Annotated in this window: 24 protein-coding genes; 17 read left to right on the top strand and 7 right to left on the bottom strand. The window is 39.4% G+C overall.

Annotated features, from left to right (window positions below; genetic code table 11):
• Window positions 1–32 precede the first annotated feature (32 nt).
• The 11 genes from rpsH to ACTHN6_RS10800 all read left to right on the top strand — a co-directional run bounded on the left by rpsH (window position 33) and on the right by ACTHN6_RS10800 (window position 7167).
• Window positions 33–431 carry a 30S ribosomal protein S8 gene (gene rpsH / locus ACTHN6_RS10850; RefSeq protein WP_440435780.1) on the top strand — a complete coding sequence of 133 codons (399 nt, stop codon included), beginning with the start codon at window positions 33–35 and terminating at the stop codon, window positions 429–431.
• Between the two features lie 21 nt (window positions 432–452).
• Window positions 453–1007: a 50S ribosomal protein L6 gene (gene rplF / locus ACTHN6_RS10845; RefSeq protein WP_440435779.1), complete on the top strand. Its 555-nt coding sequence runs from the start codon at window positions 453–455 to the stop codon at window positions 1005–1007.
• A 76-nt stretch (window positions 1008–1083) separates the two neighbouring features.
• Window positions 1084–1437, top strand: coding sequence for a 50S ribosomal protein L18 (rplR, locus tag ACTHN6_RS10840; protein ID WP_440435778.1), 354 nt, complete (start codon window positions 1084–1086; stop codon window positions 1435–1437).
• Between the two features lie 60 nt (window positions 1438–1497).
• Window positions 1498–2019, top strand: coding sequence for a 30S ribosomal protein S5 (gene rpsE / locus ACTHN6_RS10835; RefSeq protein WP_440435777.1), 522 nt, complete (start codon window positions 1498–1500; stop codon window positions 2017–2019).
• A gap of 59 nt (window positions 2020–2078) precedes the next feature.
• Window positions 2079–2261 carry a 50S ribosomal protein L30 gene (gene rpmD / locus ACTHN6_RS10830; RefSeq protein WP_090653709.1) on the top strand — a complete coding sequence of 61 codons (183 nt, stop codon included), beginning with the start codon at window positions 2079–2081 and terminating at the stop codon, window positions 2259–2261.
• A gap of 82 nt (window positions 2262–2343) precedes the next feature.
• Window positions 2344–2793, top strand: coding sequence for a 50S ribosomal protein L15 (gene rplO, locus ACTHN6_RS10825; RefSeq protein ID WP_090653708.1), 450 nt, complete (start codon window positions 2344–2346; stop codon window positions 2791–2793).
• A 60-nt stretch (window positions 2794–2853) separates the two neighbouring features.
• Complete coding sequence (secY, locus tag ACTHN6_RS10820) at window positions 2854–4203, top strand: preprotein translocase subunit SecY (RefSeq protein ID WP_440435776.1); 1350 nt, start codon at window positions 2854–2856, stop codon at window positions 4201–4203.
• Window positions 4204–4394: 191 nt separating this feature from the next.
• A complete protein-coding gene (locus ACTHN6_RS10815) occupies window positions 4395–4877 on the top strand; it encodes a DinB family protein (RefSeq protein ID WP_440435775.1) in 483 nt (160 codons plus the stop codon).
• Window positions 4878–4914: 37 nt separating this feature from the next.
• A complete protein-coding gene (locus tag ACTHN6_RS10810; RefSeq protein WP_440435774.1) occupies window positions 4915–6414 on the top strand; it encodes a lipopolysaccharide biosynthesis protein in 1500 nt (499 codons plus the stop codon).
• A gap of 85 nt (window positions 6415–6499) precedes the next feature.
• Window positions 6500–6814, top strand: a complete 315-nt coding sequence (locus ACTHN6_RS10805; protein WP_440435773.1) for a DUF1360 domain-containing protein — start codon at window positions 6500–6502, stop codon at window positions 6812–6814.
• Between the two features lie 83 nt (window positions 6815–6897).
• Window positions 6898–7167, top strand: a complete 270-nt coding sequence (locus ACTHN6_RS10800; RefSeq protein ID WP_440435772.1) for a hypothetical protein — start codon at window positions 6898–6900, stop codon at window positions 7165–7167.
• Window positions 7168–7184: 17 nt separating this feature from the next.
• Here ACTHN6_RS10800 and ACTHN6_RS10795 read toward each other — a convergent pair whose 3' ends face one another.
• The gene (locus ACTHN6_RS10795) at window positions 7185–7862 is read right to left on the bottom strand and encodes a C40 family peptidase (RefSeq protein WP_440435771.1); all 678 of its coding nucleotides are present in this window, start codon (window positions 7860–7862) and stop codon (window positions 7185–7187) included.
• Window positions 7863–8071: 209 nt separating this feature from the next.
• On the opposite strand from ACTHN6_RS10795, the gene dnaE reads away from it, so the two are divergent.
• From dnaE to ACTHN6_RS10775, 4 genes are all read left to right on the top strand, one after another.
• Window positions 8072–11749, top strand: a complete 3678-nt coding sequence (gene dnaE / locus ACTHN6_RS10790) for a DNA polymerase III subunit alpha (RefSeq protein ID WP_440435770.1) — start codon at window positions 8072–8074, stop codon at window positions 11747–11749.
• Between the two features lie 316 nt (window positions 11750–12065).
• Window positions 12066–13004 (top strand): hypothetical protein, encoded by a 939-nt coding sequence (locus ACTHN6_RS10785; RefSeq protein WP_440435769.1) that lies wholly within the window; start codon window positions 12066–12068, stop codon window positions 13002–13004.
• 59 nt (window positions 13005–13063) lie between these two features.
• Window positions 13064–13504, top strand: coding sequence for an FKBP-type peptidyl-prolyl cis-trans isomerase (locus ACTHN6_RS10780; RefSeq protein WP_440435768.1), 441 nt, complete (start codon window positions 13064–13066; stop codon window positions 13502–13504).
• Between the two features lie 61 nt (window positions 13505–13565).
• Entirely contained in the window at window positions 13566–14879 is a 1314-nt protein-coding gene (locus ACTHN6_RS10775) for a D-alanyl-D-alanine carboxypeptidase/D-alanyl-D-alanine-endopeptidase (RefSeq protein WP_440435767.1), read from the top strand.
• A 21-nt stretch (window positions 14880–14900) separates the two neighbouring features.
• Here ACTHN6_RS10775 and rnr read toward each other — a convergent pair whose 3' ends face one another.
• The 6 genes from rnr to ACTHN6_RS10745 form a co-directional block, all read right to left on the bottom strand.
• On the bottom strand, window positions 14901–16898 hold the full coding sequence (rnr, locus tag ACTHN6_RS10770; RefSeq protein WP_440435766.1) for a ribonuclease R: 1998 nt from the start codon (window positions 16896–16898) through the stop codon (window positions 14901–14903).
• A 228-nt stretch (window positions 16899–17126) separates the two neighbouring features.
• The gene (gene lpxK, locus ACTHN6_RS10765) at window positions 17127–18218 is read right to left on the bottom strand and encodes a tetraacyldisaccharide 4'-kinase (protein ID WP_440435765.1); all 1092 of its coding nucleotides are present in this window, start codon (window positions 18216–18218) and stop codon (window positions 17127–17129) included.
• Window positions 18219–18286: 68 nt separating this feature from the next.
• The gene (bioD, locus tag ACTHN6_RS10760; RefSeq protein ID WP_440435764.1) at window positions 18287–18931 is read right to left on the bottom strand and encodes a dethiobiotin synthase; all 645 of its coding nucleotides are present in this window, start codon (window positions 18929–18931) and stop codon (window positions 18287–18289) included.
• 138 nt (window positions 18932–19069) lie between these two features.
• Window positions 19070–19612: an RsmD family RNA methyltransferase gene (locus tag ACTHN6_RS10755; protein WP_440435763.1), complete on the bottom strand. Its 543-nt coding sequence runs from the start codon at window positions 19610–19612 to the stop codon at window positions 19070–19072.
• Window positions 19609–20421 carry a DUF3822 family protein gene (locus ACTHN6_RS10750; RefSeq protein ID WP_440435762.1) on the bottom strand — a complete coding sequence of 271 codons (813 nt, stop codon included), beginning with the start codon at window positions 20419–20421 and terminating at the stop codon, window positions 19609–19611. Before ACTHN6_RS10750 ends, ACTHN6_RS10755 begins: the two co-directional genes overlap by 4 nt.
• Before the next feature lie 139 nt (window positions 20422–20560).
• Entirely contained in the window at window positions 20561–20761 is a 201-nt protein-coding gene (locus ACTHN6_RS10745; RefSeq protein WP_090653676.1) for a hypothetical protein, read from the bottom strand.
• Window positions 20762–21020: 259 nt separating this feature from the next.
• On the opposite strand from ACTHN6_RS10745, the gene ACTHN6_RS10740 reads away from it, so the two are divergent.
• Together ACTHN6_RS10740 and ACTHN6_RS10735 are read left to right on the top strand one after the other, a co-directional pair.
• Window positions 21021–23438: a TonB-dependent siderophore receptor gene (locus tag ACTHN6_RS10740; RefSeq protein WP_440435761.1), complete on the top strand. Its 2418-nt coding sequence runs from the start codon at window positions 21021–21023 to the stop codon at window positions 23436–23438.
• Between the two features lie 136 nt (window positions 23439–23574).
• Window positions 23575–23820, top strand: a complete 246-nt coding sequence (locus ACTHN6_RS10735) for a 4a-hydroxytetrahydrobiopterin dehydratase (protein ID WP_440435760.1) — start codon at window positions 23575–23577, stop codon at window positions 23818–23820.
• Window positions 23821–23907 lie beyond the last annotated feature (87 nt).

The following is a 23907-nucleotide window of genomic DNA, read 5'->3' as shown; positions in this document are numbered from 1 at the left end:
TTACGCTCCGGCGTGGTGTAGGAGGACAAAATATGGTAACAGATCCTATAGCAGATTATCTCACAAGAGTTCGTAATGCACAAATGGCGGGCCACCGTGTTGTAGAAATTCCTGCATCTAACTTGAAAAAACGTATCACTGAAATTTTATACGAACAGGGTTATATCCTGAAGTATAAATTTGAAGATGATAACAAGCAAGGCTTTATTAAAATAGCATTGAAGTACGATCCTTCAACCAAACAGCCGGCTATCCGCTCTTTAGAAAGAATCAGCCGTCCTGGTTTGCGCCAGTATTCAAAACCTGCCGATTTCAAAAGAGTGATCAACGGCCTGGGTATTGCTATCATCAGCACATCCAAAGGTGTTATGACCGATAAGCAAGCCAAAGCGCAGAATGTTGGCGGTGAAGTATTGTGTTCAATTTCCTAAAGATTAAAATAAACTTATTATATGTCACGTATAGGTAAAGCTCCGGTTACAGTTCCCAATGGTGTTTCCATCACTGTTGGTAAAGACAATGTAATTACCGTAAAAGGCCCTAAGGGAGAATTGAAAGAAGCTGTTGACAGGGATATTAAAGTAGAAGCAGCTGACGGCGAATTGAATTTAAGCCGTCCTACAGACCAGATCCGCCACCGTGCTATGCATGGTTTATACCGTGCGTTAATAGCCAATATGGTTAAAGGTGTTACCGAAGGTTTTAAGAAAGAACTTGAACTCGTAGGGGTAGGTTATAAAGCTTCTAACCAGGGCAATGTACTTGATCTCTCTTTAGGTTATTCTCATAACATCATTTTCGAAGTACCTAAAGAATTAAAAGTAAGTACGGAAACTTTGAAAGGGCAGAACCCCAAGATTTTCATTGAAGGCACTGACAAGCAATTGCTCGGCCAGGTTGCTGCAAAAATCCGCAGCCTGCGCAAACCCGAACCTTACAAAGGAAAAGGTGTTAAATATTCTGATGAAGTTGTTCGTCGCAAGGCTGGTAAGGCAGCAGGTAAATAAGCCGCCTGTCCTTTAAAGTAAAATAAAAGAGACTTATAAATATACCCGGCAGTATCGGGAATAAATAAATAAACAAATGGACACTAAAGTTTTAAGAAGGCAAAATATCCGCTATCGAATCCGCCACAAAATAAGCGGCTCGAATGAAAAGCCAAGATTGTCTGTCTTCAGAAGTAATTCAGAAATTTATGCTCAATTGATTGATGATGTAAGCGGTAAAACTATCGTTGCTGCATCATCCCAGGATAAAGATCTGAAAGCACAGAAAGTTACCAAGCTTGAAAAGTCAAAAATGGTTGGCGCTGCCATTGCCCGCAAGGCAACTGAACTAGGCGTTACTAAAGCTGTATTTGACAGAAGCGGTTATTTATATCATGGCCGTGTAAAAGCATTGGCAGAAGGCGCAAGGGAAGGCGGCCTGCAAATTTAGATTCCAGATTTGGAGTTGCAAGTTTATTGTAACTCATAATTCGTAAATAGTAAATATTAAATGGCAAAGATCAGCGTAAATAAAGTAAAGCCAGGCGGTGAAGTAGAACTGAAAGAAAAAGTTGTTTCTGTAAACCGCGTTGTAAAAACTACAAAAGGTGGCCGTACATTCAGCTTTTCTGCTTTGGTGGTTGTAGGTAATGAAAATGGTGTTGTTGGCCAGGGCTTAGGCAAAGCAAAGGAAGTTCAGGAAGCTATTACCAAGGGCATTGAAGATGCTAAGAAGAATTTGGTGAAGGTGCCTGTAATGCACGGAACTATTCCGCACGACCAACTGGCAAAAGAAGGCGCTGCAAAGGTTTTAATTAAACCGGCTGCGCATGGTACAGGTGTAATTGCCGGAGGCAGCATGCGTGCTGTGCTGGAAAGCGCAGGTATTACAGACGTATTGGCAAAAAGCCTTGGTTCTGCAAACCCGCACAACGTGGTAAAAGCTACTATAAGAGCGCTTACTTTATTGAGAGAACCAATACAGGTATCCAAAGAGCGTAATATTAAATTGAGCAAAGTATTCCAGGGATAGCCGGAAAGTCAGGACGTCCGCAACTACGGAAAGAATGATTACCGACAAACGACATTACAATGAAAAAGATTAAAGTAACATTGGTAAAAAGTGCGATCGACAGGCCGGAGCGCCAGAAGCTTACGCTGAAAGCACTTGGTTTAAACAAGCTGAACTCTTCAAAAGAAGTTGAGGCTACCGACCAGATTTTGGGTATGATCCGCAAAGTAGATCATTTGGTAAAAGTGGAAGAACTGGCATAATCGCAAAAGCGATTTGCCTGCTTTTATAATTATTCATTAGCGAGCTCCGGCAACACCGGAGCGTTGAGTTAAAAAGTAAAACATGCAATTACACAATTTAAAACCTGCAGAAGGTTCCGTTCACAAACAGAAAAGATTAGGCCGCGGTGAAGCCAGCGGTAAAGGTGGCACATCTACAAAAGGTAACAAAGGTGGTCAGAGCCGTGCCGGTTACAAAAGTAAAATGGCACATGAAGGTGGTCAGATGCCTATTCAGCGCCGTTTGCCAAAGCGCGGATTTAAAAACAATAACCGCATTGAATACAAAGTATTCAACTTAGGCCAGATTGATGTGATTGCCGAAACATATGAAATAGCTGAATTCAGCACAGAAAACCTGTATGCTAACGGCCTTATTAAGAAAACTGATAAGGTAAAAATTTTAGGTAGTGGTGAATTAACAACCAAACTGAATTTTAAAGTAAACGCTGTTAGCGAAAGCGCAAAAGCTGCAATTGAAGCCGCTGGCGGAAGCATTGAAATTTTGAAATAATTTTCCCGATATTTGCCTCAAACAGGTTTGAGGCATTCATTTATCTTATAATTTTTCCCGGTGAAAAAATTTATTGAAACACTAAAGAATATCTGGACTATTGAGGAGCTGCGTAATAAAATTATTACCACACTGGCATTGATTCTTGTGTACAGGGTTGGAACCCATATTGTATTGCCGGGCCTTGATCCTAACAAACTGGAAGCTGCCGCCGCCGGTGCAAGCAATAATGGATTGCTTGGCCTGTTTGATACATTTGCCGGTGGTGCGTTTTCTCACGCATCCATATTTGCATTGGGCGTAATGCCTTATATCTCTGCTTCCATCTTCATGCAGTTGGCAACTATCCTTGTTCCTCAAATGCAGAAAATGCAGAAGGAAGGAGAGAGTGGCCGCAAAAAGATCAATCAATGGACGCGTTACTTAACCGTGGGCGTTACAGCTTTACAGGCAAGTGCTTATTATCAATATTTAAAAACGCCTTCTTACGCGCCTGCTATCCTTCCTGGTTATGAACCTTATTTTTTCGCATCAACTATAATCATTCTTACTGCAGGCACTTTGTTTGTAATGTGGCTGGGTGAAAAAATACAGGATAAAGGACTTGGTAACGGTACTTCAATCATCATTATGATTGGTATTCTTGCCCGCCTGCCTATTTCGCTGGTACAGGAATTTCAGAACAAAGAAGTTAAAGGCGGCGGCGGTTTATTAATCTTTTTGATTGAAATAGCTGTGCTGGTTGCTATTAACATGGGATTGATTGTTTTAATTCAGGGTGTGCGTAAAATTCCTATTAATTACGCAAAACAAATTGTTGGTAACAGGCAATTTGGCGGAGCAAGACAGTTTCTGCCGATAAAAGTAAATGGCGCCGGTGTAATGCCTATCATATTTGCACAGGCAATCATGTTTTTGCCAACGCTGGTTTCTTTTACCAATCTTGATTCTGCCCGCGGCATAACCGCCATATTTTCCGATCATAGCAATGCCTGGTACATGGTTATTTATGGCGCTATGGTTATTGCATTTACGTTCCTTTATACGGCGCTTATCTTCAACCCCAAGCAAATGAGTGAAGATTTAAAGCGCAACAATGGGTTTATTCCCGGCATAAAGCCAGGACAACCTACAGCAGATTTTATTGGTGCCGTTATGGATAAGGTAACTTTACCGGGCGCTATATTTCTTGCCATTGTTGGTATTCTTCCCGGTTTTGCACAGAGACTTGGCGTAACGCAGGGCTTCAGCACATTCTATGGAGGAACATCCCTGTTAATTATGGTGGCCGTAATTCTTGATACACTACAACAAATAGAAACACATCTTTTAATGCGCCAGTATGATGGCTTAATGAAAGGTGGTCGCATACAGGGGAGACAAACTGTTTCACCGGTGAGCAATTTTTGATTTCCAAATAACATTGCAGCTATAGGAAGCCCCGCAAACGCGGGGCTTTTGTTTTGCCATATAACGCGAACCATCTGCATATATCTTATATATTTGGTTATATTGATTATTAAAGTGCGGGTTATAAACTTGCTTTATGTTAAGTATTTTTTGTTAGGCAAGGCTTTTGCTAACTAATCAAATAAATAATCATGCAGATTCCTGAACAACAAAATCTTTTAGATGAACTGGTATTCCTTTTAAAAAAAGGTAATGCACATGTTTCTTTTAATGATGCCATACAGGATATACCTTTTGATGACCTTGGGAAAAAAGCACCGGGGTTACCTTACAGCATCTGGCAAATAGCTGAACACATTCGCATCACTCAAAAAGATATTCTTGACTTTTCAGCCAATGAAAACTACAAAGAATTAAACTGGCCTGCCGATTATTGGCCGCATGCGGCAGTGCCGGAAAACAAGGCTGCGTGGGATAATTGCATCAAACAAATAAATGCCGACCTTGATGCTTTTATCGGGCTACTTACTAATTCTACCAACATATTTAAACCCTTCGAGCATGGCACAGGACAAAGCATGTTGCGGGAAGCAATGCTTATTGCTGATCACACCAGTTATCACACCGGAGAAATAATTGTGTTAAGAAGATTATTAGGTAACTGGAAAAATTAATTCACTTTTACGTAGCATTGCGCTTCAATTTTAATAGATGGCGGGTATAAGAAAGCAGACAATTCAATCCAGCTTAATTGTTTATTTTGGCTTTGCCGTTGGCGCTTTCAATACTTACCTCTATACAAAAAACGGCTCTTTTACTCAGGAAGAGTATGGCGTAACACGTTTGTTCATAAACTTTGCGCAAAACTTTTTTGCTTTTGCAAGCCTCGGTTCATTACCGGTTTTATATAAATTTTATCCATATTATAAAGATAATTTACCCGATAAAAAGAACGATCTGCTTACTTTGGTTTGCCTTGTATCATTAGCGGGCTGCATTTTGGTTTCTGCCTGCGGCATTATATTCGAACCGTATGTTGTAAGAAAATTTTCCGAACACTCCGGTTTGTTTCTTCCGTTTTATTTCCTGGTGTTTCCGTTTAGTATTGGCTTCCTGGTGTTTTCTGTTTTGGAAAGTTATGCCTGGGCCCTGCAAACATCTGTTATAACAAATGCTTTAAAGGAAACAGTTTTAAGGATCATTACTACCTTATTTATTGTGCTTTTTTATTTCCAGTTGATCAATTTCAATCAGTTCATGTACCTCTTTTCTTCGTTGTACATAATAATAGCTGTTATACTTATAATCTTTCTCTGGAAAACGGGCCGCCTGCATTTTTCATTCAGCATAAGCCGGGTTACAAAAAAGTTCTATAAAAAAATGCTGGGCCTTCAGCTCTTTGTTTTCGGAGGCGTTTGCATAAATGCAGTTGCTATTACCATCAGCGATCTTTTAATAGCAAGTAAGCAGGGTTTGGCAGATGCAGCTATATTCAGCCTGGCTTCTTATGTGGCCAATTTTATTGAAATACCGCAGCGAAGTTTAACCTCTATTTCAACCGGTGTTTTGTCAAGGGCATGGAAAGATAAAGATTTCGAAACTATTAACCGGGTATATCATCGTTCCAGCATTAACATGCTCTTGCTGGCCGTTTTTGTGTTTGGCAATGTTTGGCTGAATGTTGCGCAGGGCATTACTGTATTGCATATTCAAAACGAATATGCGGCGGGACTGGGTATTGTTCTTATATTGGGTATTGCCAAAATTATTGATGCAGGCACCGGTGTAAATTCGGTGATTATTACAACATCTACGTTGTGGAAATTTGAATTTTATACCAACGTTATCTTGCTGGCCCTGCGCATTCCATTGGCATATTTCTTTATTGAAAAATATGGTATAATAGGCCCGGCTTATGCAGAAATTATATCGCAGGTGGTATATAATTTTATCCGTTATGAATTTTTAAGAAGAAAGTTCAGCATGCAGCCCTTTAATACGGAAACCTTGTATGCTGTAGTTCTTGGGGTAATTGCCGTAGCAGGTACCTATTTTTTATTCAGTGGCATAGAAGGATGGACGGGCATCATCATCCGCTCTGCGTTATTTTCAGGTATTTTAATTGCCGGCATTTTTCTGCTCAAACTCACTCCGGATGCCATGCATTTGGTTGGCGTTGCAAAAACACGCATACAGGATTGGAAAAAATAATTATTCCTGCTTCCCCTGTATAAAAAGTTGCGATCAAATAAATAGTTACTTAGCTTAGTATTTAAACCTGCTGAAAAATATCCGGATGAATATTCTTTATCTTATTTTATCAGTTTTTGCCGTATGGCGAATAACACATTTATTGAACAAGGAAGACGGACCTTTTGATATAATCTTTCACATAAGAAAGAAAGCCGGCTATGGTTTTTTCGGAAAAATGCTGGATTGCTTTTACTGCCTCAGCATTTGGATAGCATTACCTTTTGGATTATGGCTTGGTACAAACTGGATTGAAAAGATCTTGGCCTGGCTGGCGCTTTCCGGAGCAGCAGCATTGCTGGAACAGGCAACATCAGGAAAAGATAAGGATAATGAAACGCCAACTTATTATGAAGATTAATGGTGTTATAGTTGTAAAACAAATTGATTGGTTGATTAGTAAGAAATAGTGAACATTAAATAAGAACTCAAAATATCTAACCTATGTGTAATTGTGGTAAAAAAAGAACCGCTTTTAAGCAACAACGAATAATTGATCCTAACCTGGCGGCTGTTGTGCCGCAACAAAGTTCTTTGCAAAGCATTCAGCCTGTAAAAACCGTTATGTTTCAGTATACGGGTAATACGGCGCTTTCCGTTATTGGCAATGTTACGCGAAAAAGTTACCGTTTTAGTTTTCCCGGCGATATTCAGCACATAACCTTAAGCGATGCTGCAGGGATGGCTGCAATTCCTGTATTGAAAAGAATTTAAATCTGATGTTGAGGATATCAATGCATTACTCTTCCTGCTCCCGCATATTTCCTGCCCCAATAGGCATCATTTAAATCGGTAATAGCAACGCCCGTGCTTGTAGCAGCATGAATAAATTTATAATTGCCCACATACATACCCACGTGCGTAATGGAGCGGCCGGTTCTAAAAAAAACCAGGTCGCCTTCCTCTAAATCCCTGTCTTCAATACGGGTGGCAAAAGTAAATTGCTCTTTGGCTGTGCGCGGTATATCAATACCATACACACTATGCAGCAATGTTTGGGTAAAGGCAGAACAATCAATGCAATCTTCATCATCTCCCCCAAGGCAATAACGTGTGCCCATCCAGTGGTCCATCTGCTTTAAAAGCGTAAGATTGTTAAGTTGTTCAACGGGCATATCAGTCATTATCGCATATTTTACCTGCAGCCAGTCGGCTTTTTCAAGGTTGAATGAAGAGCTGTTGCTATTTACAGATTTTGTGCTGCCCGATGCAGGAGACGAATGAACAATATAATTTGAATTTTTTTCGCCGGGCCTGATAGCAACTTCATTTAGAAACTTTGAAGCCGTTTTTTTTGAAGCCGTTGTTTGTGCTGCACTGGCGTTATTGCGTGAGGTGGTACGCTGCAGGCTTTTACAACTACTTAAAATTAACAGCAGGCTAATTATTTGTGTTAATCTTATTTTCATCGGCTGGACGCAATATAGAAATCCATTTCTAATAACAGCATTAAAGTGCATAAATTGTATGCATTTCTTTAACGATTTGCAAAATGTGGATAACCCTGAAAACGCCATTGCTTTATATTTAGGAAATTTGTTGGTTCTATTGGTAACAATTGATGGCCTGGTTGCCAACCGAAAAACAAGCATTCAAAAATCAGAAATCCGGAATAACCATGCAGTTTTCTCATCTTCATGTTCACACACAATATTCTTTGCTCGATGGTGCAGCTTCCATAAGTGATTTATATAAAAAGGCCGGAAAGCTCGGCATGCCTGCATTGGCCATAACAGATCATGGTAATATGTTTGGCGTGTTTGAATTTGTAAAACAGGCATGGAATAATACAAAGGTTGTTGGTAAAACAGCGGAAGGAAAAGATATTCTTGAACCTGTTGTAAAACCTATAGTTGGTTGTGAATTTTATGTAGTGGCCGACCGTCATCGTAAAACATTTTCCAAAGAGCAAAAAGATGAACGTTATCACCAGGTTTTATTAGCGAAAAATAAAAAAGGTTATGCCAATCTTGTAAAGCTTACATCGCTTGGTTTTATTGAAGGCATGTATAGCAAGTATCCGCGTGTTGATAAAGAACTGATTGAAAAATATCATGAAGGGTTAATTGCCACCACATGTTGCATCGGGGCTTATGTGCCCCAAACCATTTTGCATGATGGGGAAGAAACTGCGGAAAAAGAATTTAAATGGTGGCTTGATTTATTTGGCGATGATTATTACATAGAACTGCAAAGGCATAACATTAAAGAGCAGGAAATAATTAATAATACTTTGCTGAAGTTTTCGAAAAAATATAATGTGCCTGTTATTGCCACGAATGACAGCCATTATACAGACCGTGATGATTTTAATGCACATGATATTTTGCTTTGCATCAACACCGGTGAAAAACAAAGCACGCCTGGTTTTGATGATTTTGTGAACGATGAACTGCAAATAAAAAACCGTCGTTTTAAATTCCCGAACGACCAGTTTTATTTTAAAACGCAGGATGAAATGGCCGATTTGTTTAAAGATGTTCCGCATGCTTTAGACAATACACAAGCCATCGTAGATAAGGTTGAAGTATTGAATTTGAAGAAAGATATCTTGCTGCCTGCATTTCCCATTCCAAAAGAATTTCAAACAACAGACGACAGCAACCTCAATCAATGGAATTATCTCCATCATTTAACCTATGAAGGTGCAAGACAACGCTACAGCGAGATAACAGAAGAAATTCGTGAGCGGTTGGATTTTGAATTATTCACTATTAAAACAATGGGTTTCGCTGGTTACTTCTTAATTGTAAGCGACTTCATAAAAGCCGGCCGCGAAAAAGGCGTTTTTATCGGGCCCGGCCGTGGTTCTGCTGCCGGTAGCGTGGTGGCGTTTTGCATTGGCATTACCAATATAGATCCGATAAAATATAACTTACTGTTTGAAAGATTTTTGAATCCCGACCGTAAATCAATGCCGGATATTGATACGGATTTTGATGATGAAGGCAGGCAAAAGGTAATTGATTATGTAGTTGAAAAATATGGCAAAAACCAGGTGGCGCAGATCATTACTTACGGTACCATGGCGGCGAAGATGAGCATTAAAGATGTGGCACGTGTGATGGATTTGCCATTGGCTGAAAGTAACGCTTTGGCAAAGATGGTTCCCGACAGGCCGGGCACTGATCTTGGCCGTGTGTTAACAGCGCCGCTTACTTCAAAGGAGGCGAAAGAAGGAGAGAAATCAATTGAAGATAAAGAAGGATATGGCGCTGAAGAATTAGAGAACATTAAGCGGCTTCGGGAGATTTATAAAGGCAATGATATACGTGGCCAGGTATTGCGTGAAGCAGAACGTTTAGAAGGCAGTGTGCGTAATACGGGCATTCATGCCGCCGGTATCATCATTGCGCCAAAAGATCTAACGGAATTGATCCCGGTTGCAACAGCCAAAGATTCTGATTTGTGGGTTACGCAAATAGAAGGCAGCACAATAGAAGAATCCGGTGTTATTAAAATGGACTTCCTCGGTTTGAAAACTTTATCCATTTTAAAAACAGCGCTGGAACTCATCAAACAAAATCATAACATAGAAATTGATTTAGATAGTATTCCGCTTGATGACGAACAAACATTTTTGTTGTATCAACGCGGCGAAACAAATGGCACGTTCCAGTTTGAAAGCCCGGGCATGCAAAAATATTTGCGCGAATTAAAGCCGGATAAATTCGCTGACCTTATTGCAATGAACGCTTTATACCGTCCCGGCCCGATGGCTTACATTCCGCAATACGTTGCGCGTAAACATGGCAGGGAAGAAGTAACGTATGATATTCCTGATATGCAGGAATATCTCGAAGAAACTTATGGTATTACGGTGTACCAGGAACAAGTGATGTTGCTTTCGCAAAGAATTGCCGGCTTTACAAAAGGCGATGCAGATGTATTGCGCAAAGCAATGGGAAAGAAGGATCGCAAGACGCTGGACAAGATGAAAGGCAAGTTCATGGAGGGCGCTGTTGCCAAAGGCCATAATAAGGCCATTCTTGAAAAAGTGTGGACAGACTGGGAAGCATTTGCGCAATATGCATTTAATAAATCACACTCTACCTGCTATGGTTTTGTAGCCTATCAAACAGGTTATTTAAAAGCGCATTATCCAAGCGAATACATGGCGGCAGTATTGAACCATGCGGGTGCTATTGAAAAGATCACCTTCTTTATGGAAGAATGCAAGCGCATGGGTTTAAAAGTGCTCGGCCCTGATATTAATGAATCACTGAAAGGTTTTGCTGTTAATAAAAAAGGCGAAATACGTTTTGGGCTTGGCGGTCTGAAAGGTGTGGGTGAAGCAGCCATTGAAAGCATTATTGAAGAGCGTAATAAAAACGGCGCTTATAAAGATGTCTTCGATCTTATCAAGCGTGTTAACCAGCGTACCGTAAATAAAAAATCCCTCGAAAGCTTGGTGCATGCCGGCGCTTTTGATTGTTTCCCCGAAATACACCGGGCGCAATATTTTTATGCCATGCCGAATGATACGGTTACAGGTATTGAGCGCATTATAAAATTTGGCAACGTTTTCCAGGCTAATAAACAAACACAAACAAATACCTTATTTGGCGATTCGGTTATGCCTGCTATTGCAACGCCGGTTTTGCCCAACTGTCCCGAATGGTCGTTGACAGAAAAGCTGGATAAAGAAAAAGATGTTACCGGTATGTTTATGAGCGGGCACCCGCTCGATCATTTCAAATTTGAATTGAAGTATTATGGCATAATGAAACTTGCTGATTTTTGTGAGATAAAAGAATCCAATATGTTAGCTGCCGCCAATCGCGAAAAAAATATGCGCATCGCAGGCCTGGTTACCGATGCACAGCATCGCATTTCACGTAATGGAAAAAATTTTGGTTCAATGGTTATTGAGGACTTCAGCGGCAAAGCGGAACTAATGTTGTGGAGTGATGATTATGTAAAGTTTAAGAACTACTTAGAGAAGGGCAATAACCTGCTTATCTATGGTTATTTTAAGCCTCGTTATAATGGCGAAGATTATGAGTTTAAGATTGTGGCTATAAATTTATTGGAGACGGCCAAAATGAACCTTACACGCAATCTTGAAATATGTATTGAACCGGCTTCGCTTACCAGTGAATTTGTACAGTTCGTTGAGCATAATGTAAAAGCAAATCCTGGCAAATCTTCTTTAAAATTCAGGATAAGGGAATCGCAGGAAAACCTTGAAGTAGTATTAAATACAACTGATAAAGGTTTTACCATGAATGAAGAAATGGCTTCGTTTTTAATGGATAATCCCGATGTGGAAGTGAGTGTGGGGTTGTTTAACTGAGTTGATTTTTTGCTATTGAATTTGAAATTGCTTTTAACCTTTCATGAAAATATGAAAGATTGCTTGTTATTTTTTGTTGGCTAATTACAACATATATACTATGGCGACTTTGCGCCATACGATGCAAAAAAAATGCAGTGTTGAAAGAATATATTGATAAATCGAAACAGTAACGTGGTCAGTTGGTTGCTAAAATTACCAGGTCCGCGGCGGCATTTCGCAGAAAATTTATTTTAAACCAACTTATCCATATCCTTGTTATATTGCATAAGCATCTCTCCTCATAAAATTAATTTCACCATTAATTTTATTGGCTTTGGTTTATACCATCCAACATATTGCCGCTCAAAATCAATCAAAGAGAACAAGCAAATTCTTTAATAATAATCCACTTCAAAAAAAGCCGTTCTTTTCACCTGCATTACAATTAAAGCCGGCAGATGAAAAGGCTGAAGCAACGCCTGGTGTTCCTGAAGAAACAACTAAATATTTGGAAGAATTAAATCGTGATTTTGATGAAGCAAGAAAAAATCTATGCGAATTATCACGTGCGCTTTTTAAACAGGCAATCAATACCGGCAGTACAATAAACCGTGATACGCCAATGGCTTTGGATACATTTTCCAGCGTGGCTGCTAATTGCAGCGGCCTGAGCGGTTATATAAAACTTAAGCCCAAAAGCATTACTGAACCCGGCGTATATAAAACATACGAACATAATTATACAGATGATTATACCGGGTCAAAAGAAGGGCGGGACAGGTTTGATGCCAATGCCTGGCACCGGGCTGTAAAGCAGGGAACCAATGCCGGCACGAGGGAAGAGATTGCAGGTGTTGGTGGTTTTTATCAACGTTCCAATGATACGATTAACTTACCGAAAGATGCAACGCTTGGAAGCGCTTTGCATGAGAGCATGCATAGAATGTCGGGCAACCGGTTCAGGAGTTTTACAAGAAAAACCGATAACCCTGATTTTTTAAGCGAAGGCGCAACGCAATTTTTTACAGATAAAGTTTTAATGGATATAGGTCTGCCAAAGATGAGCGGCCATAAATATGGCAGCAATGTGGCAGCCATAGAAAATCTCGTGCGTAAAATGAATGGCAATTTCGATCCGCTGGCCAGATTATATTTCCAGGATGATATGGCAGCATTTCATGAAATTTTATTCCAGCTTCAACTGGCGCCTGACATGAAAACTATGATTGCCAATCCGGGCCAGAAAATATATGATGCAGTAAAAACGCAATAATTTTTATCAAAATAAACACCTTCATTTTTTATAATATTACCCGTTGCTGCATCCTACATTTGTTAAATAAATTTCTTATGAGTTTACAGGAAAAACTAAAAGCTATGCTACAGAGAAACACCAAAGAGCAGGAAGCTTTCCTGCTTGAAAACGCTTCAAAGGAAGGCGTTGTTACATTGCCATCCGGCCTTCAATACATGGTTATTACAGAAGGGAAAGGCGATAAGCCGGGACCATATACGATTGTAACCGTTCACTATGAAGGCAGCCTCATCAACGGCAAAGTTTTCGACAGCTCTTACAAACGGGGGCAGCCTGCCAGCTTTGGCGTGCACCAGGTAATTCCCGGCTGGACAGAAGCTTTACAGCTTATGCCGGTTGGCAGCAAATGGAAACTGTTTATACCCTCTGCATTAGGCTATGGTGCAAGGGGCGCAGGCGGCGCCATCCCACCGCACGCTACTCTTATTTTTGATGTGGAATTATTAAGCATGCGATAGACGATTTTATAACTGTTATTCGAAACATAGTTTTTATAACAGTTATTTTTTATTTTGCTGCATGCTAAAAAATTGCTTTGTATCCTGCTGCCTGTTACTCATTGTTTTTACGGCTTGCTCTCCGTCAAAAAAAATAAACCGGGCGCAGCAAAGTTTTTTGCAGGATGCTGCTATAAAAAATGCACATGCAGGCGTATGTATTTACGATGCCTCAGCTAATCGTTATATCTATAATTACCAGGGCGATCATTACTTTATGCCGGCAAGCAATACCAAGTTGTTTAGCTGCTATGCTGCGTTAAAACATCTTGACGATAGCATTATTGGCTTGCGTTATTACGAAACACCGGATAGCTTATACCTGCTGCCTACTGGTGATCCAACTTTACTGTATATGGATTTTACAAATAATCCTGTATTGAATTTTTTAAAAGCTAATAATAAACCGGTTTCTGTTGCGGATGCATATTGGAAAGAAGACCGCTGGGGCGAAGGCTGGAGCTGGGACGATTACAGGTATTATTATATGGCTGAGCGAAGCCCTATGCCTGTGTATGGTAATGTTGCCCACACAACATTTACACTTGACAGCCTGACACAGCAGGCGAATTTTTCACAAATCCCGGCGGTTACAGATGGTGTATCATATCATATCAGTCCCAATCTTAAAAGGCCTTCCGTTGTAAGAATGCTTAATTCTGATTCTTTCAACATTCATTATCCCCTGCAGAATATTAGCTGGACAGATGAAGTTCCTTTTATCACCAACGGTATTCATTCAACCGTAAAAATAATCGGCAACAATAAATGGACGATAAACAATAACCTGCCAACATCTTATTCCAACTATAAAAAGCTGTATTCACAGCCACTCGATTCTATGCTGAAGCCCATGATGTACCGCAGTGATAATTTTTATGCAGAACAAAGCCTGCTGATGGTAAGCAACGAATTACTAGGCTTTATGAATGATGCTGCTGTTATTGATACTTTATTAAAAACTGATTACAAAGATTTACCGCAAAAACCATCCTGGGTTGATGGCAGCGGTCTCAGCCATTTCAATTTATTTACGCCGGAAGATTTTGTTACGCTGCTTCTGAAAATGAAAAATGAATTCGGGCTGGAGCGCATACATAATATTCTGCCAAAGGGTAATACCGGCACGCTTGAAGGTTTATACGTTAATATAGGCGATAATATTTTTGGCAAAACAGGTACTATACACGGAGTAGTTGCATTAAGCGGATACCTAAATTGTAAAAGCGGCAGGCTGGTTATATTTTCTGTTTTAATAAATAATCATGCGGGCCGCGCCCAGGCTGTAAGAAAGGCCATTGAGCGAATGCTAACGAATGTATGGGAAAAGTATTAGGCGGAACTTTGTGCTGACAATTTATTTTTTGTTTTTCTTTTTCTGCTTCCTGGTTTTTCTGTCTGCACCTGAAGCATTATTATTCACCCACTCATAATCTAATTGTCTTTTATCAAGGTTGGCAGCCACAACACGTATGGTTACTTTATCGCCCATGCGAAATTGTTTGCCGCTTCGCCTGCCTACCAAACTATAATCGCTTTCAATATGCCTGAATTCATCAAAATTATTTAAATCCTGTATGCTTATCAAACCTTCGCATTTATGTTCAACTGTTTCTGCCCAAAAACCAAAGCGCGCCACGCCGCTGATCACAGCTTCAAATTCTTCGCCTAAAAACTGCTGCATAAATTCTACCTGCTTATATTTATTACCTGCGCGTTCAGCGTCCATTGCTGCCCGTTCCCGTTCGCTGCAATGCGCACATTTCTCATCCATCTTTTTATCTTCAATAGGTTTCTTTTTTAAGCAGCTTGCTACAATGCGATGCACCATTACATCCGGATAACGGCGGATGGGTGAAGTGAAATGGCAATAATCTTCAAAACCCAGACCATAGTGACCGATGTTCTCCGTTTTGTATGCAGCTTTTGCCATAGTACGAATGCCCAACTGCTCCAGCACATGCTGCTCCGGTTTCCCTTCAACATCTTTTAATAGCTGGTTAAAACTGGCCGCAATTTTTTCAGGTGAGCTCATGTTGAATTTATGCCCGAATTTCCTGGAGAATTCTACAAACGGCATAAGTTTTTCCTTGTCTGGTTCATCGTGCACACGGTAAGGAAATGCCACATCTTTTGTTGATGCCCTTATATCGCTTACATATTTGGCAACTGTTCTGTTAGCAAGCAACATAAACTCTTCAATCAGTTGATGCGCTTCCTTGCTTTCTTTTATTACGATGCCGATTGGCTTGCCATGTTCATCTAATTTAAAACGTACTTCCTGCGAAGAAAAATTGATAGCACCATTTTTAAAACGCTGCCTGCGCATTTTCTGTGCAATGCCATTCAGCAATAAAATCTCATCCTTATATAAACCTTCCGAGTTTTCAATTACCTGCTGTACATCTTCATAAGTAAAGCGGTGATCAGAATGAATAATCGTTCTGCCGATCCACATATTTTTCACCTCAGCTTTTGTGTTCATTTCAAACACAGCAGAGAAAGTATATTTATCTTCTTTTGGGCGTAACGAACATAAAACATTGGAAATATTTTCGGGCAGCATAGGGTTTACACGATCAGGCAAATACACTGATGTGGCACGTGTATAAGCTTCTTCATCCAAAGCAGAACCTTCCTTAACAAAATGGCTTACATCGGCAATATGAACGCCGATTTGATAAATATCTTTTTTTATTTTTTTGATTGATATAGCGTCATCAAAATCTTTTGCATCCACGGGGTCTATTGTAAACGTAAGCACATCGCGAAAATCTTTTCGCTTCTTAATTTCTTTTTCTGTTATATCGCCATTCAGTTGCCTGCTTTCTTTAACAGCTTCATCGGTAAATGATAAGGAGAAACCGTTTTCTGCAATTATCTCCTGCATGGCCATATTGTTTATATCTTCCTCGTTTATTACGCTTATTACTTCACCAATTGGTTTTTTGTCTTCAGCATTCCAGCGCACCAGCCGCACGCTTACATGATCCTTGTTTTTTGCACCATTTAATTTATCGAAAGGAATATAAAAGTCAGGCATGGGCTTGTCAGTATCTGCAATAAAGAATGCAGCTTTTGCAGATACCTGTAAAACACCAATGAATTCTGTACGATATCTTGAAACAACTTCTGTTATCTTACCTTCTTTTTTACCGGTTACAGGATGTTCTTTAAACACTTTTACGCGAACCGTGTCTCCATGCAATGCATTATTAAAACTGTCTGGCCTCACGAGCACATCACCGCTGCCATCGGCTATAACCACATAACCCAAACCGCTCCTTGCAATATCGAGCGTGCCTTTCAACATATAGGCCTGTGAAGACTGGTGCTTTGAATGTTTACGTTTCATCTTAATTTCATTGCTTTTACTTCATTAAATTATCACGCATTGCATGAGTTGATTGAAATTGTTTTGGGTGCCGGTAAATGAACTGATGGCATCTTCCTTGCGTGGCAATACTTCAACTCCATATCATTACTCATCCTGAACAACATTTACGCCGGTTTTATTTTTCATAGCTTGTATATTATTGCAGCAGCCAGTTCAATCAGTCCGTCAATATACGTTACATAGAAATCATATTGCGGTTTCAATATCATCTTTTTTAAAACTATTCACAAAGTCAGTAACTGTGTTGTTAAAAACTTCAGCGCTGTCAAATAAAAAAACCGGTTTCACAGGCAATACATATAGGGGAATGTTCAGCAGTTGTTCTTTAAATTTCAGCAGCCGCACCGCATCTTTTTCTGTTGTAATGATGAGCTTATTGTTTGATTGGATCTTCGTGAATTTTTTATTGATATCTTTTAAATCGTCAATTGAAAAGATATGATGATCACTATAACTCACTTCATCGTAAGCTGCGCTTATTTCTGATATGTAGTTCTTTAACGGTTGCGGATTGGCAATACCGTGAACCAATAAAACCTCATCGTTTAGCGAAACAGGCTTTTTATTTTTACTGATGATGTGATAAGGCGTTTGATACTGTATTGCTGTAAAGAAAACCCGTTGGTTTTCTAATGGATTTAACTGCTGAATAATTTTTTCTTTCTCAGCTGCTGAAAGATTTAGCGGGCATTTTGTAACAACAATTATATCGGCACGTTTGGCAGACACTTTCTGGTCGCGCAGATCGCCGGTGGGAAAGAAAAAATCGTCCGTATATAAATCATCATACACTGTTAGCAAAATATTTAATCCGGCTTTTATAGCACGGTGCTGAAATGCATCATCTAATATAATTACCTGGATACCCGGTTTATCATGCAGCAATTGTGGTATGGCTACAATTCTTTCTTCTCCAACGGCAACGGCTACATCAGGAAATTTGGTATAAAACTGCATGGGCTCATCGCCAATATCAATAGCATTTGTATTTTCATTGGCCAGCGCATAACCTTTTGTTTTACGTTTATAACCGCGGCTTAATGTTGCCGTTGCATATTTATCATGTAACAGTTCCAGTAAATATTCCACCATTGGAGATTTACCTGTGCCGCCTAATGAAAGATTGCCAATGCAAATTACAGGCAGGTTAAACGAGGCTGATTGAAAGATTTTTTTATTATAAAAAAAATTGCGAACAACAATCGCCAGGCCATACAATAAGGAAAACGGTAACAATAAAATGCGGAATGACCGCAGGAAGATTGCGTTTAAATTCATATTATTTGCCGGTAATGCAATAATCAAAGATACTGTAAAGGATATTTAAAGTAGGGGGAACAGCGGTATCAAAAAATCAAATTGCTTTTAAGTATTGCTGCCTGCTCTTTTACAAAGCCTGCGGTAACATTATTTGTAAAGGGCAATGAAGCAAGTTTTTTATATCCGCTCCATTGCACAATTTCATCTTCGTAATTCATATAATGATCATTAAAAACCCATCCTAATACATCAATATCATGCGCTTTGCAAACCTGTGCTGTCAATAAAGAATGATTAATACTGCCCAGGTAATTACGGCTTACCAGAATAACTTTTGCTTTTAGCTTTTTTATGAGATCAAGCACAAATTCATTTTCATTTAAAGGGACTATTAAGCCGCCTGCACCTTCAATAACAAGGTGGTGAGTTAAAGCCCGATTATTAATTATTTTTAAATACTCTTTTTCAATCTCACTTAAATCAATTTTAATGCCTTCCTCTCTTGCTGCAATATGCGGTGAGGCCGGAAGCTTTAATTTATATGTTTCAGGGTGAATGGTTGTATAGGAATTGCTGATTAAAGATTGAATGCAACTTGAATCTGTGCCGGCATCAAACCCGGCCTGCACTGGCTTCCAATAGTCTGCTTCCAGTGCTTCTGTAAGTATTGCAGCAGCCACCGTTTTACCAACATCCGTACCTGTTCCTGTTATGAATATTGTTTGCCCCATCTCCGAAAAGAGTTTTATAATTCAAAAAATATTATTCAAGGTATTTTAATTATAGGCTTTCAATGTATTCAATCTCACATTTATATAGTTTCCAGCGGGTAGCAAATATTGCTTTAGCCAGGCAACTTACATAACTCTTTATGGGGCGGGGGTAAAAAAGCTAAATAGGGTTGTTCCATAATTCCTCTTAAAACTAAAGCCTTTATATTTATCATAATCGTTGCGTGGTGTGTGTTCTAAAACAAAAAAGCCATCTTCTGCAATAAGGTTTTTTTCAACGATTATTTTGGGCAATTCATCAATCGTATTTAAGGCATAAGGAGGGCCGGAAAAAATGAAATCATATTGTTCGTTGCAGGCAGCAAGAAAATTAAATACGTCCATTTTTAAAACCTGGGCGTTTTCAATTTTAAGCAATTCAATATTTTTTTTAATGAAAGCATACATCGCCGCATCTTTTTCAACAATAGTAAGGTTTGAAGCACCCCTTGATGCAAGCTCGTAACTTATGCTGCCTGTTCCTCCGAAAAGATCAAGCGTTTTAGCGCCGTCAAAGTTTATTCTTGTTTGCAGAATATTAAACAGGCCTTCCTTAGCTACATCTGTTGTTGGCCTTGTATAGGGCATCTTTGAAGGAGGATGAATTTTTCTTCCGCCCAGTGATCCTGAAATTATCCTCATACAGCGTAATTTATATAAGGTGTAAAATAGTGAGCCGGGTATTCTTTAAACTCGTCTCCGGCAAAAGAGGTTTCATCAATATGGAGCAATTGAAACCCTTCAAGATACTGGTATAAAGTTTCGTAAAGTTTGGAAGTATTATTTATAAATCCGCCACATTGTATGGCTGCATTTTTTTCCACTTCATATTGCTTGCACAAATTCAAAATAAAATATAATACATCTTCAGGTGTAATGTATTCAGCTAAGTTTAAATAGTGCAGTTTATTTTGTTTAAATAAACAAATCGTAAAATAACGCGGATAAAAAAACAGGTAGATGATGTTTTTATCTGTATACTCCAGCGAATTTAATAAAGCAACAAAGGGATGTGTAAATGTTGCATATGCAAAACATTTTTTTGCAATATCCTGCTTATCATTTTCCAAACGCCAGGCTATGGTGCAGGGGGTAGCTTGTTCAGCAAATATAGTGGAGGCGGGCAGGCAGCCTTTAAGCAAATTAAAATTCTGCTGTAAAAATGCTGTATCATTTTTTTCTTTTGGAATACATAAAACTTCATCTGTATTCCAGAAGAAGCTGGTGCCGGCAACGGGCATCGTCAACAATCTTGAACGCAGTTTTGCATTATCGATAAGCTCTTCAAAATTCATCGATGAAAGATTGCTGTATTGAAAAAATTCAAAAGCCCTTAATACATTATCACCGGTTTTTTTGCACCAGCATGCAATATGTCGTTTGCCGTATTCAATAAATAACTGCACGTCATTCAAATCATCAGAATAAATGCTATATGTTTTTTGAAGCATCTGCAATGTTACGGAAGATTTTTATGTGCATAGCCAGCCAGCTTTTCAAAAGAATCATCAACTGTATAATGGTTTAAGGCAATTTAGAGAGCGTTTTTAGCATAATCAGTTTTGGTTACAGCTTTGCTGTTTAACAGTATTAATTCTCCGATGGAATATCACTGATATCCAAGGGCATAATATTATACGAAGCATCTATATTGGCTTTCCTGTAAATATCATTTTGAGTGCTGGCATATTCCTTTGCATTTTGCTCAAGCCAAAACGCCGAATCATTTCTCAAAATAGGTTTGCCATCGATAGTAAAGGCTTCGAAAACTACATAGATTTTCTTTTTCATAAGGTATCCGAGATTTTGAAGTTAACAATCAGGTACTATATTTTTTAAGGCATTAAAATTCCAAAATAGATACCATTTTACAATAGGAAATGTTAATTCTATTAACTTCTTATTCTTTTCAGGCATCGTTTGTAAAACTTCAATTATCGTTTAATAATATAATTATTCCTTTCCCGATTGCGTAAACTTGTTTCCCGATCTAATAAAGCTTATCACTCGTACAGGCAGAATTTTGCAGCCAAATTTATAGATGAGATATATGGATAAGCAATCGATTAAAAAGATATTCTTTGCAATTCTTTTAATTTTAACAGCGCATGGCGCATGGGCGCTGGATGAAGAGAATGAGGAAGGATTAGGCGGCATTAAGGGGAAAATTACTACTTCAGATAATAACCCGGCTGCTATGGTTTCGGTTAGAGTTAAAGACACCAGGAAAAACACCATTTCCGGTGAGGATGGTTATTTTATTATCCGCAATATTCAGCCCGGTAATTACGAGCTTGAGTTTTCTTTAGTAGGATATGAACCCATTTCAAAAAATGTAATAATTGTTGCTAATAAAACAGAAGATATTTCTGTGCAATTGCAGGTATCGGATAAACAATTACAGGAGGTAATTGTGAGAACGGGCAGCGGTTATAAAACCAACAGGCCTTCTTCAAGCCTTCGCGTTACAACATCCATTTTGGAATTGCCTCAAAACATACAGGTGGTTACGGGTAAAACACTGAAAGACCAGCAGCTAATCAGCATGAGCGATGGCGTTGTACGTAACGTAAGCGGGGCGGTAAGGCTTGAACATTGGGGCGATTTATACGCAAATATCACTTCCCGCGGTTCACAGTTGCAAGCTTTTAGAAACGGATTCAATGTCGTTAACTCTTATTGGGGACCGCTTACAGAAGATATGAGTTTTGTTGACCATATTGAATTTGTGAAAGGACCCGCCGGGTTTATGCTTTCAAGCGGCGATCCAAGTGGTTTATATAATGTGGTTACCAAAAAACCTACCGGCCAAACAAAAGGTGCTGCAGAAATCACATTGGGCAGTTACGATTTATACCGCGCAACGCTTGACCTCGACGGCAAGCTTAGCCGGGATGGGAAATTGCTGTATCGCCTTAATCTTATGGGCCAGAATAAAGGGTCTTTTCGTCCTGATGAATTCAATAACCGCTACAGCATTGCACCGGTTATTTCTTACCAGGTAGATGATAAAACAAAACTTACGCTTGAATATACTTTGCAGCATGCCAAAATGAGCGATGTAGGCTCTTACTATGTGTTTTCTACAAAGGGTTTTGCAACACTGCCACGGGATTTCACAACATTACCTCCGGGCCTTGAACCCACAACCATTGACGACCACAGTGTGTTTCTGAATATGCAGCATCAGTTAAATAAAAACTGGAAGCTAACCATGCAGGGCGCTTATTTTTATTACAAGCAAATAGGCTCCTCCCTATGGCCGACTGCAGTTAATGATGATGGCACAATGATAAGGAACGTAGCAAGCTGGGATGCCTTAAGCAATATGACTATGGCACAGGCTTTTGTAAACGGCGAGGTTTATACTGGCAATATTCGTCACCGTATTCTTGGCGGTATTGATATGAGCAATAAACAATATTGGGCTGATTGGGGACAGAGCTTTGATTTAGACAGCATTGGCGGCGAATTTAATACGCTCGATCCCGGTAACAGAATACCTCCAAACGGCTATCCATCTTTTGACCACAGCATGTCAACACTGAAGGAAAGAGCTACTGCCATTGGCGGTCTGCAAAATTCCCGTTATACGAGTGTTTATATACAGGATGAATTAGGCTTTTTTAACGATGTGCTTCGCTTAACGTTAGCAGGTCGTTACACTTATCTCAGCCAGTCGGCCTGGGGCGATCCGGCCGATGAGGCTAAACACTTTACACCACGCGCCGGTATTAGTGTTTCCATCAACAGGGAAACCGCTCTTTATGGTTTATATGACCAGGCTTTTATTCCGCAGGCTGCGGGCAGGTTAACCAATGGTGGTAAAGTAGAACCTTTAACCGGCAATAATATTGAGTTTGGTATAAAAAGAGATTGGGCTAACGGCAAATGGAATACGACATTAGCTGTATATCGCATTCTTAAAAATAATGAAGTAACAAGCGATCCCAATTCAAACCCTTCCAACCCAACATCTATTATCATTGGCCAAAAAAGGGCACAGGGTATTGAATTCGATTTGCGTGGTAAAATAACAGATGGCCTTAGCCTTATTGCAAATTATGCCTTAACAGATTCCAGGGTGTCTAAAGCTTCAAAAGATGGCGGTTTAGAGGTTGGCGATTATGTTCCGGGTTTTGCAAAACATACGGCTAATACCTGGCTCAATTACGAAGTGCAGGGTGGTGCATTGAAAGGTGTAGGAGCTTCCATAGGATTTACATGGCTGGCAGACAGGCATACTAATGATGATGTTTCTGATGCAGCGCACCTTAAACTGCCTGATTATTTTAAACTGGATGGCGGATTATTCTGGCAAGGCGATAAAATAAGAGTTACGGCAAATGTGTTTAATATGCTCAACAAATATTTATATAGCGGTTCTTATTATTCCTGGTCAGGCGCTTATTACTGGCAGGCAGAAGCTCCGAGAAATTTAAGGTTTAGCATTGCTTATAATTTTTAAAAACAAATAGTAGCGAAGTTTGACAGGCTGCCGGTCCCGGCGGCCTGTTTGTTTTTAATACATCAATATAATTTACCTTCAATTCATTATTTTACAGGTTGGTAAAAAAATTGCTGGAAATAAGAAAACAATAAGTATGAAAGTTCCCCGGGGCTGGTCTCAGAATGACAATACATTATATCGTAGAATTGAGTTTGATGATTTTTCTGAAGCTTTTGCATTTATGGTACGCGCAGCCATGGAGGCACAATGCATGAACCATCACCCGGCATGGAAAAATGTTTACAATGTAGTAGAGATATGGTTAAACACACATGATGCCGGTGATATTGTTACAGAAAAAGATATAGAGCTTGCTGAAAAAATAAGCGCACTTTTATAATCTCAGGGATTACGTGAAATTACCTTGTTATTGATTGATATTCGCTGATAAAGCATTCAATTATTCGCCTATAATAATTTCCATTTT

The organism is Parafilimonas sp., from assembly GCF_051953455.1.
Taxonomy (GTDB): Bacteria; Bacteroidota; Bacteroidia; order Chitinophagales; family Chitinophagaceae; genus Parafilimonas.
The sequence above is the reverse complement of the archived record's forward strand: the minus strand, read 5'-3'. Positions and strand labels throughout refer to the sequence as shown.